The following is a 9,267-nucleotide window of genomic DNA, read 5'->3' on the forward strand; positions in this document are numbered from 1 at the left end:
TACGCCGAGCCGAGCAGCGCGGCCAGCACCAGCGTCACCATCCCGGCCGCGCGTAGCGTCGAGGCCGGCATCAGGAGATCCGACCGTTCGTCGCCCCCGTGGTCGTCACCCGCACCGTCGCCCCCTTCGCCCGCCCTGCGGATCCGGCAAAACCGGCGGATCCGGCAGTCAGAGTAGGTCTGACTGTGTGGACAAAAAGGGCGAACGGGAAGAGCTTCCCTAATGGGGGACGTGCGGTCTCGGGTCAGACGGGCAGCGGGGCGGGCTCCGACTCCGGCAGCGAGCGCGACGGCGGAACGACGAACTTGTAGCCCACCTGGCGGACCGTGCCGATCATCGACTCGTACTCCGAGCCGAGCTTGGCGCGCAACCGCCGGACGTGCACGTCGACCGTGCGGGTGCCGCCGAAGTAGTCGTAGCCCCAGACCTCGCGGAGCAACTGGTCCCGGGTGAACACCCGGCCCGGGTGCTGGGCGAGGAACTTCAGCAGCTCGAACTCCTTGTAGGTGAGATCGAGCGGACGGCCCTTCAGCTTGGCCGCGTAGGTGTCCGGGTCGATGGTCAGCTCGCCGGCCCGGATCGAGCCGCCGGCGCCCGCCGTCGCGTTGCTCAGCCGCCCGACCGCCAGCCGCAGGCGGGCCTCCACCTCCGCCGGCCCGGCTCCGGCCAGGATGACGTCGTCCACACCCCAGTCGGCGTTCAGCGCGATCAGCCCGGCCTCGGTGACGACCGCGACCAGCGGGACGCCCAGGCCGGTGGCGTGCAGCATCCGGCAGGTCGCGCGGGCCTCGCTCAGCTCCGCGCGGGCGTCCACCAGGACGGCGTCCGGGGTCGGGCCCGAGACGAGCGTGCGCACGTCGCGTGGCGCGGTGCGGACCGAGTGCGGCAGCAGGTCGAGCGCCGGCAGCACCGCCGATGGTTCACCTGCGCGCGCGGTCACCAGCAGCAGGAGCTCCACACGATCACCTCCGTCCCGGCGGCCTTCCGGCCGCGCGCGACCAGCGGCACTCCGGAGGGGGTGGCGCTGAGAAATTTGCGTGGGTCCCGGCGTCGCTGACGGGCGGGTAACGGCTTGAGCGTAACCGATCGCCCGCCCGTCACCTCGGTGCCCTTTCCTGTTTGTCCCATCTGCCCGTGATCGCGGCTCAGGTTTTAACGTTGCCGAAACCGTGACTCCGCCGGGCCGGGCCGGTCTGGCACGATCGGGTCGTGTTTCCCTCCACCTCGCCCGACACCGGCCGTGACCCGTGGTCCGACAACGCGGCTCCCGGGCCCGCCGGCCCCGCCCGTGGCTACCCGCCGGCCCCGCGGACCGGTCCGGCCGACGACGACGGGGGCGGGCGGGAGCGCAAGGGTCCCCGCCGGCTCCGCAAGGGCGGGCCGGGCCGGCGCCCGGACGACGAGCCCGACGAGGCGCCCGAGGAGGAGGTGCCGCCGGTCCCGGTGCACCGACCGCTCGCGCTGACCGTCGCGGGCTTCGCCGCGCTGCTCGGTGTGGGTCTGGTGCTCGGCGCGCAGACCGCCGGCCCGGGGCACCGGCTGCCCTTCGCGTTCATCATCTTCGGCGTCCAGATGCTCTTCGTGCTGGCCTGGACGATGGCCATGCGCCCGCCCGCGCTGCTGGTCGTCGCGCTGGTCAGCGCCGGTGCGGCCGGGATCGCCGACGCCGCGGCCGTGCGGTCGGAGATCGCCGGCCTGGCACCCCTCGGCTACGCCGCCGCCGCCGGTTTCGTGCTCGGCGTGCTCGGCCAGCTCGTCCGCCGGGTGGACCGGGTCCGGGTCACCGACTCGCTGGGCAGCACCCTGCTGATCGTGGTGGGGGTGGTCGCGTTCGCCACGCTGATCGTGCTCAGCCGGATCCCGAAGGGCACCCAGGCGATCACCGTCTGCCTCACCGCGACCGGGGTGGCCCTGCTGGTGGCCCGGCTGACCGACGCGGTGGCCCCCTGGCCCCGGCTCGCCCCGCAGGTGCCGCGGGGTGCCGCCGGCGTGGTCGCCGGCGCCATGCTCGGCACCCTGACCAGCGCCGTGCTCGGCAGTTACCTGGTCGGCTTCACCCCGACCAGCGCCGCGCTGGTCGGCCTGGTCACCGCGGGCACCGCCGTGCTGGCCGACCTCGCCGTCGGCTACGCCGAGGCGGGCCGGCTGATGGCCGGCGAGCCGCCGACCATGTGGGTCGCCCGGCACATGCAGGGCCCGCTGGGCGGCTTCGCGCTCGCCGCGCCGGCCGCGTACGCCATGTGCGTGCTCTTCCTCTGAGCGCACGGTTGGGGAAACGGCCCCTCGGGTAAGTACGGTTGCGCCGCGAGACGCGGTGAACGGCGACGGCAGGAGGCGGCGTGGCAGAGGCGTACCCGGCGAACGAGGGCCGACCGCGGCGGCGTGGCCGGAAGGTGCTGGTCGGTTTCGTCGTCCTGCTGCTCGTCCTGGCCGGGCTCCTGGTGGCCGCCGACCGGGTGGCCGCCGGCGTGGCCGAGCGGGCCATCGCCGACCAGGTGAAGCAGGAGGTCGCCAAGCAGGACGCGCAGTCCGCGGCGCCCCAGGTCGAGGTGGGCGGCTTCCCGTTCCTCACCCAGGTGCTCGCCGGGAAGTACGAGCGCATCTCGATCGTGCTGACCGACGTGCGGGGCAACGTGCAGGGTGACGCCGTCAGCGTGCCCCGGCTCGACGTGGACGCCCGCGACGTCAAGGCGTCGCTCGACACCCTCCGCTCCGGACGGGGCGACGTGGTGGCCGAGAGCGTCGACGGCCGCGGCACGGTGACCTACGACAGCCTGGCGAAGCTGCTCGACCGGCCCGGGCTCACCCTGGGCGAGCGGAACGGCAAGCTCGCGGTCACCGCGCCGGTGGACATCCTCGGCGCCAAGCTCACCGTCAACGGCACCGCCGACGTGACGGTCGCCAACGGCAAGGTGGCGCTGCGCTTCAACGACCTGACCGCCGAGGGCCTGCCCAACCTGCCGCTCGCGAAGACGCTGCTGGCCAACTACGCCCGGGGCATCTCGATCGACGTGCCCCTGCCGGAGCTGCCGTTCCAGCTCAACGTGCGCAAGGTCGAGCCGAGGCCGGAGGGTCTGGTCGTCACCGCCGACGCGCGGAACGTCCCCATCAACTCCGCCGGCTGAGAGCCGCCCGCCGCCCGGCGGCGTCCCGGATGCTGGTCGGCCCGGTGGCGGCGGCCGGGCCGGCTGGTAGTCTCCCTTCCCATGGGGACGCTCCTCACCAAACGGCGCGCGGTCGACCTGTGCCGCGTGGCCACCTGCCTGTGTCGCCCCGTCATCTGACGGCGGGGCTGTCCTCGGCCGCTTAGCGGCCACCGGCACGCAGGGTCCGCGTACCCTCCGGTTTTCCCCCTGATCGCCCGGCAGCGGCGCCGTCGCACGTACCCGTGATCCGTTCCTAGCTCTGGGTCCCGCGCGTGGTGCGACAATCACCAGCTTCGATCTCCGCGCGCAGGCTCACCATCCATCCTCACAGGGAGTGATCTGATGAGTCGCGACACCGCACTCGTCTCGGCCGAGTGGGCCGAGAAGAACATCGACGCCCCGGGCGTCGTCTTCGTCGAGGTCGACGAGGACACCTCGGCCTACGACACCGGCCACATCGCGGGCGCCGTCAAGCTCGACTGGCGTACCGACCTGCAGGACCCGGTGCGCCGGGACTTCGTCAACCAGGAGCAGTTCTCGGCGCTGCTCTCCGCGCGCGGCATCGGCAACGACGACACCGTCATCCTCTACGGCGGCAACAACAACTGGTTCGCCGCGTACGCGTACTGGTACTTCAAGCTCTACGGCCACCGCGACGTCAAGCTGCTCGACGGCGGCCGCAAGAAGTGGGAACTCGACGCCCGCCCGCTGGTGACCGAGACGGTGGACCGCCCGGCCACGCAGTACGTCGCGCAGGCGCCGGACACCTCGATCCGCGCCTTCCGCGACGAGGTGGTCGCCGCCATCGGCACCAAGAACCTGGTCGACGTGCGCAGCCCCGACGAGTACGCCGGCCGGCTGCTCGCCCCGGCCCACCTCCCGCAGGAGCAGGCGCAGCGGGCCGGCCACGTGCCGACCGCGATCAGCGTCCCGTGGTCCAAGGCGGCCAACGAGGACGGCACGTTCAAGTCCGACGACGAGCTGCGCAAGATCTACGCCGACGCCGGGCTGGACGACAGCAGGGAGACCATCGCCTACTGCCGGATCGGCGAGCGCTCCTCGCACACCTGGTTCGTGCTCCAGGAGCTGCTCGGCCACCGCAACGTGAAGAACTACGACGGTTCCTGGACCGAGTACGGCTCGCTGGTCGGCGTGCCGGTCGCGCTCGGCGACGAGCCCGGGGAGGCCTGAGCCATGACCGCTCCCACCGCCGCGGGCTGCGCCGCCCCGGACCAGGCCGCCCCCCTCCCGGCCAGCCTGGACCTGGAGAAGGAAACCGTCATCACCGGCCTGGTCAAGGCCGAGTCCGGCGAGGCCGTGCCGGGCGCGTACGTCCGGCTGCTCGACTCGACGGGCGAGTTCACCGCCGAGGTGGTGACCTCCCCGACCGGCCAGTTCCGGTTCTTCGCCGCGCCGGGCGACTGGACCCTGCGGGCGCTCTCCCGGCACGGCAACGGCGACACCGCCGTCAGCGCCGCCCGCGGGATCAACGAGGTGACCGTCACGGTCGCCGCCTGACCCACGCTCTGATCGTGGCCCGCCGCCCGCCGGGGCGGCGGGCCGCGCGCCGTTCCGGAGCCGGGCCCGAGGCGCGGCCGGGCCGGTCGCCGGCGCGTGACACGATGGCCCGGTGAGTGGTGCCGTCCAGGCGGGATACGCCCCGCCGACCCGTCCCGACCAGCCGGCTTCCGGCCGGCGCCGGCTGCGCTGGCTGGTGGCCGCCACGGTGGCGTGGGCGGTGCTGCTGGCCGGCCTGACCTGGTGGTCGGTGCGGCACGACCCGCCGACCGTGAAGGAACAGCGCACCCTGGGCCAGGCGGTGCCGGTGGTGGCCCGGGCGGCGGGCCACCTGGTGGCCGCCCTCGGCGACGCCGCCTGGGAGTTCACGCCGCCCGTCGTCGAGCGGGGCTGCCGCGTCACCCCGCTGGGCGACGGTGGGTCGCTCACCCGGGGGGTGGACGTGCTGGTGCCGACCGGTGGGGAGCGCGAGGTGCTGGAGCGCGTGGCGCGGCGGCTCCCCGCCGACTGGCGCGCCGGGGTGGCCGTGGCGGGCGGCAGCCCCCGGCTGCGCGCCGACGCGGGCGAGTTCGTCGCGATCGAGGGCCGGGTGGTCGCCGACGGCCGGGTCCGCTTCTCGGCGGACACCGGCTGCCGCCCGCTCGACGACACCGCCGTCGACGCCGACCTGCTCCCGGGGTACCCCCTGGGGTCGGAACTCGACGGGGCGCTGCGGGCCCTGGGCCGGCCGGCCCCACCGGATCCCGAGCATGTCGTCGCCCCGTGCCCGGCGGGCGGGGTCGCCCGGACGGTCCGCGTCACCGCCGGCGCGGAGCCGGTCTCGCTGGCCGCGCTGAAGCCGCTCGGCGCCGCCGTGGTCGACCGCCCCGAGGAGTACGCCTACCGCAGCGGATCCGTCGTCGTGCTCGCCGACGCCACCGGCGACCAGCTCCGGTTGGCCGCCTCCACCGGCTGCGCCGGCTGACGTCCGGGCGGCCGGCCGGGCATCCGCCGCGTCGTCCGCCGGCTCCCGACGGTCAGTGGTCGGGCTGGTGGTCGTGCGGCGTGCGGCTGCGGCCGAGGGCGTCCACCCGGCCCCACCGGCCGGGGATGTCCAGCAGCTCGACCCGGCCCATCCCACCCGGAACGGCGGGATCGATGATCAGGTGGTCGCCCTGCGGTTCCAGGCCGAGCATCACCCGGAGCAGCAGCAGCGGGGTGCCGGCCGACCAGGCCTGCGGGCTGCACGCGGTGGGGTACTGGACCGGATAGTCGGTGAGGCCGCGCTCGTAGCCGGCGAACGCCTCGGGGAGCCGCCCGTCGAAGTAGCGGGAGGCGCTGAGCATCGCCTCGCAGATCCGGCCCGCCTCCTCGCGGAAGCCGTACTTCCACAGACCCCAGGTGATGATCGAGTTGTCGAACGGCCAGACCGTGCCGACGTGGTAGCCGATCGGGTTGTAGCGGCCCTGGTCGTCGGCGAGGGTCCGCACGCCCCAGCCGGAGAAGAGCTTCGGCCCGAGCAGGTGCCCCGCCACGGTCGCCGCCCGCGACTCGTCGACGATGCCGCTCCAGAGCAGGTGGCCGATGTTGGAGGAGAGCGCGTCCACGGGCCGCCCGTCGGGGTCGAGGGCGAGCGCGTAGTACTCCCGCTCCGAGATCCAGAAGTCCCGGTTGAACCGCTCCTTCAACGCGGCCGCCTCGCGCTCCAGCCGGTCGGCGTACGCCGGGTCGTTCCAGAAGGTCCGCGCCAGCCGGGCGCCCCGCAGCTTGGCGTCGTAGGCGTAGCCCTGGAGTTCGCAGGTGGCCCGCGGAAACTCCGGCAGCCGCCCGTCGGAGTAGGAGATCGAGTCCCAGGAGTCCTTCCAGCACTGGTTCTGCAGGCCGGTCTCCGGGTTGCGCGTCATGTACCAGACGTAGCCGGTGCCGAGCAGGTCCCCGTACGTGTCGAGCCAGGCCAGCGCCGCCCGAGTGGGGTGCTCCAGCTGCTTGACCAGCGTCGCGTCCCCGGTCCACCGCTCGTACTCGTCGAGCAGGATCACGAAGAGCGCCGTGGTGTCGGCCGAGCCGTAGTACGGCGAGTGCGGCTGCTCCTCGAAGCCGGCGGTCTCGCCGTAGCGCAGCTCGTGCAGGATCTTGCCGGGCTCCTCGTCCCGGAAGTCGTCCAACCGGCTGCCCTGCAGAGCGGCCAGCATGGCGATGGTGGGCGGGACCAGTTCCGGCAGGAACGGCAGCACCTGGAGCGAGGTGAAGATGCTGTCCCGCCCGAACAGGGTCATGAACCAGGGCAGGCCGGCGGCGAGCAGCCGCACGCCCAGCGCGATCGACTCGTACCGCAGGGCGGCCAGGTCGTTGAGGCTGCGCCGGTACGCCCCGGCCAGCGGCTGGCAGTCGCAGCCCAGCTTCGGGGCCCGCGCGATCAGCTCGTTCTGCTCGGCGTGGATGTCCGCCACCGAGCGCTGCCCGCCGAGCGGCAGGCTGGCCCGGAAGTCCTCCCCCCGGGCTCCGAAGATCATCGTGGCCACGTGCAGCCGGGTGGTCCACTCGCCGTGCGGCGCGACCCGGATCCGGAAGGTCATCCCCTCCCGGTCGACGTCGGCGGAGGCGGTGCTGCCCACCACCGCCTCCCGGTGGAACCCCTCCCGCCGGTAGGTGAGCCGCAGTTGGTTCTCGCTCACCGTGGGTGTGGTGCGCCCCTTCTTCTGCCGCTGGTGCTTGATCTCGAACAGGTCGGCGAAGTCGGAGCCGATGTCGAGCCGGAGGCTGAACTCCACCTCCTGGCCGGAGTGGTTGAGCAGCGTGAGCTCCTCGTCGAAGCTGCCGCCGATCGACCGGCTGCGGATCACCGAGACCTTGGCGTCCAGGTAGTGCGTCGGCTCGCCGGGGACCAGGAAGAACCGGGTCCGGTACGACAGCGAGTCGTCGATGGAGAGCGCGTGCAGCCGCTGCCCGTTGAGGGTGAGCAGCCAGGTGGAGATGAACCGGGTGTCGAAGGAGAAGAGTCCGGTGGGGAAGTCGAACGACGGCTCGATGTCGCCGCGCCGGTCGCTGACCAGGAAGGTGTTGCCGTCCAGGATGCTGACGCGTTCCTTCATCCCGACCGCCGGACGTGTTCGCGAGCGGTCTCCCGGGGGTCCCGGACGCCCGGCGGATCGGGGAAGAACCGGCGGAACACCAGGAACAGCACCACGTTGCCGCTGAACGTGGCCTCGTTGCGCAGCACCACCGCCATGCCGGCCTCCCGGCCGGTGACCAGCCTCTCGAAGAGGTCGGCGCTGACCGTGAAGACGGCGTCGGCCGGCAGTTGCTCCCGGCTCACCCGGACGACGCCGGGCGCCATCTCCAGGTACCAGTGCTCGGTGCGGTTGCCCGTGGTCAGGTCCAGCTGGAGGCGGCCACGGATCGGACCACGCAGCACCGCCGGGGCCCGCGCCGGCAGGGATGCGAAGAACCGCTCGGTCGCCTCACCCACAGTCGAATCGTAGGCAGCGGTCGGACATGTCGGGCGAGGATCGGCAGTCCACGCAGAACGGACACTGACCGCGGGGGTCAGTAGACCAGGGCCTGGGCCCCCTCGGCCATGACCTCCTCGACGAAGACCGCCGCCCCGGCGATCCGTACGCCGGGGATGACGTCGTCCTGGCCGATGTCGCGGCGGGCCGCGCACTGGGTGCAGGCCGTCACCTTGCCGGTGGTCAGGATGACGTGCAGCAGTTCGGCCAGCGGCGCGGAGTGCGGCAGTTCGAAGTCCTGCGCGCGCCCGGGCAGCGCGAACCAGGTCGACTCCCCGGCGAGCCAGAGCGACACGTCGACTCCGGCGGCGGCCGCGGTGGCGGCGACGGTGAAGGCCTGTGCGCAGCGCTCCGGGGCGTCCGCGCCGGCGGTGGCCTTGACGACGAGAGTGCGGGCCATGACGCCCAGCATAGGATGGCCGGGATGGTTACCGAGATCGGGTTCGTCAGCCTGCTGGTCGCCGGCCTGGGCGGGCTCGCCGGTGGCCTCGTCTACCTCGCTGTTCGCATCTCGAGAGGAAAATGGTGAGCGAGAACCCGCTCCAGCCCCCGTGGCTGAACGCGCCGCCGGTCGACCCGTACCCGTACGAGGAGAGCCACGACCTGCGCGTCGGCCCGAAGCTGCACCGGAGCCTGGACGGCCTGCTGCCGTACATCGGGGTGTGGCGTGGGCGCGGTCGCGGCGGGTTCCCCACCATCGAGGACTTCGACTTCGCCCAGGAGATCCGGATCAGCCACGACGGCCGGCCCTTCCTGTTCTACGAGTCTCGCGCCTGGATCCTCGACGAGCAGAGCCGCCCGGTCCGCCCGGCCGGCCGTGAGGTGGGCTGGTGGCGTCCGGTGCTGGACGGCGACCGGGTCACCGACGAGCTGGAAGCGCTGATGACCACGCCCACCGGCGTGATGGAGCTGCACATCGGCAAGCGCAAGGGCACCCAGATCGAGTTCGCCACCGACGCGGTGGTCCGCACCGCCACGGCGAAGGAGGTCACGGCCGGCGCCCGCCTCTTCGGCATCGTCGAGGGCGCCCTCCTCTACGCCCAGGAAATGGCCGCCCTGGGCCACCCCCTGAGCCCCCACCTGTCAGCCCGCCTGACCCGAGTAGCCGGCTGACC

Annotated in this window: 12 protein-coding genes; 8 read left to right on the plus strand and 4 right to left on the minus strand. The window is 73.1% G+C overall.

Features of this window, described 5'->3' with window-relative positions; all coding sequences use genetic code 11:
* Positions 1 to 244: 244 nt before the first annotated feature.
* Positions 245 to 958, minus strand: coding sequence for a winged helix-turn-helix transcriptional regulator (locus ACW0Q9_RS26030; protein ID WP_091267462.1), 714 nt, complete (start codon positions 956 to 958; stop codon positions 245 to 247).
* Positions 959 to 1,209: 251 nt separating this feature from the next.
* Between ACW0Q9_RS26030 and ACW0Q9_RS26035 the strand changes: the two genes are divergently transcribed.
* The 6 genes from ACW0Q9_RS26035 (at position 1,210) to ACW0Q9_RS26060 (ending at position 5,628) form a co-directional block, all read left to right on the plus strand.
* Positions 1,210 to 2,259 carry a hypothetical protein gene (locus ACW0Q9_RS26035; RefSeq protein WP_456185667.1) on the plus strand — a complete coding sequence of 350 codons (1,050 nt, stop codon included), beginning with the start codon at positions 1,210 to 1,212 and terminating at the stop codon, positions 2,257 to 2,259.
* Between the two features lie 80 nt (positions 2,260 to 2,339).
* Positions 2,340 to 3,125, plus strand: a complete 786-nt coding sequence (locus ACW0Q9_RS26040; protein ID WP_456185669.1) for an LmeA family phospholipid-binding protein — start codon at positions 2,340 to 2,342, stop codon at positions 3,123 to 3,125.
* Between the two features lie 81 nt (positions 3,126 to 3,206).
* A complete protein-coding gene (locus ACW0Q9_RS26045; protein ID WP_311202345.1) occupies positions 3,207 to 3,284 on the plus strand; it encodes an Ms5788A family Cys-rich leader peptide in 78 nt (25 codons plus the stop codon).
* A 204-nt stretch (positions 3,285 to 3,488) separates the two neighbouring features.
* Positions 3,489 to 4,337, plus strand: a complete 849-nt coding sequence (locus ACW0Q9_RS26050) for a sulfurtransferase (protein WP_456185671.1) — start codon at positions 3,489 to 3,491, stop codon at positions 4,335 to 4,337.
* A gap of 3 nt (positions 4,338 to 4,340) precedes the next feature.
* Positions 4,341 to 4,664 (plus strand): DUF1416 domain-containing protein, encoded by a 324-nt coding sequence (locus ACW0Q9_RS26055; protein WP_456185673.1) that lies wholly within the window; start codon positions 4,341 to 4,343, stop codon positions 4,662 to 4,664.
* A 184-nt stretch (positions 4,665 to 4,848) separates the two neighbouring features.
* Positions 4,849 to 5,628, plus strand: a complete 780-nt coding sequence (locus tag ACW0Q9_RS26060) for a hypothetical protein (protein WP_456185682.1) — start codon at positions 4,849 to 4,851, stop codon at positions 5,626 to 5,628.
* 52 nt (positions 5,629 to 5,680) lie between these two features.
* Here the strand turns inward: ACW0Q9_RS26060 and ACW0Q9_RS26065 are convergent, their stop codons facing one another.
* The 3 genes from ACW0Q9_RS26065 to ACW0Q9_RS26075 all read right to left on the minus strand — a co-directional run bounded on the left by ACW0Q9_RS26065 (position 5,681) and on the right by ACW0Q9_RS26075 (position 8,564).
* Positions 5,681 to 7,735 carry an amylo-alpha-1,6-glucosidase gene (locus ACW0Q9_RS26065; protein WP_456185675.1) on the minus strand — a complete coding sequence of 685 codons (2,055 nt, stop codon included), beginning with the start codon at positions 7,733 to 7,735 and terminating at the stop codon, positions 5,681 to 5,683.
* Positions 7,732 to 8,112 (minus strand): SCP2 sterol-binding domain-containing protein, encoded by a 381-nt coding sequence (locus tag ACW0Q9_RS26070; protein ID WP_456185677.1) that lies wholly within the window; start codon positions 8,110 to 8,112, stop codon positions 7,732 to 7,734. The genes ACW0Q9_RS26065 and ACW0Q9_RS26070 overlap by 4 nt, the downstream gene beginning before the upstream one ends.
* A 77-nt stretch (positions 8,113 to 8,189) precedes the next feature.
* Entirely contained in the window at positions 8,190 to 8,564 is a 375-nt protein-coding gene (locus ACW0Q9_RS26075) for a DsrE family protein (RefSeq protein WP_456185679.1), read from the minus strand.
* Positions 8,565 to 8,576: 12 nt separating this feature from the next.
* On the opposite strand from ACW0Q9_RS26075, the gene mtfM reads away from it, so the two are divergent.
* Entirely contained in the window at positions 8,577 to 8,681 is a 105-nt protein-coding gene (gene mtfM / locus ACW0Q9_RS26080; RefSeq protein WP_268240634.1) for a small membrane protein MtfM, read from the plus strand.
* Entirely contained in the window at positions 8,675 to 9,265 is a 591-nt protein-coding gene (locus ACW0Q9_RS26085) for an FABP family protein (protein ID WP_151463357.1), read from the plus strand. Before mtfM ends, ACW0Q9_RS26085 begins: the two co-directional genes overlap by 7 nt.
* Positions 9,266 to 9,267: the final 2 nt, after the last annotated feature.

It is taken from the genome of Micromonospora sp. I033 (genome assembly GCF_053890995.1).

What these genes read in the sequence shown, in the direction of transcription:
- ACW0Q9_RS26050 (WP_456185671.1), top strand. Translation starts at nt 3,489, where the DNA reads ATGAGTCGCGACACCGCACTCGTCTCGGCCGAGTGGGCCGAGAAGAAC.
- ACW0Q9_RS26055 (WP_456185673.1), top strand. Translation starts at nt 4,341, where the DNA reads ATGACCGCTCCCACCGCCGCGGGCTGCGCCGCCCCGGACCAGGCCGCC.
- ACW0Q9_RS26045 (WP_311202345.1), top strand. Translation starts at nt 3,207, where the DNA reads ATGGGGACGCTCCTCACCAAACGGCGCGCGGTCGACCTGTGCCGCGTG.
- mtfM (WP_268240634.1), top strand. Translation starts at nt 8,577, where the DNA reads ATGGTTACCGAGATCGGGTTCGTCAGCCTGCTGGTCGCCGGCCTGGGC.
- ACW0Q9_RS26085 (WP_151463357.1), top strand. Translation starts at nt 8,675, where the DNA reads ATGGTGAGCGAGAACCCGCTCCAGCCCCCGTGGCTGAACGCGCCGCCG.
- ACW0Q9_RS26075 (WP_456185679.1), bottom strand. Translation starts at nt 8,564, where the DNA reads ATGCTGGGCGTCATGGCCCGCACTCTCGTCGTCAAGGCCACCGCCGGC.
- ACW0Q9_RS26065 (WP_456185675.1), bottom strand. Translation starts at nt 7,735, where the DNA reads ATGAAGGAACGCGTCAGCATCCTGGACGGCAACACCTTCCTGGTCAGC.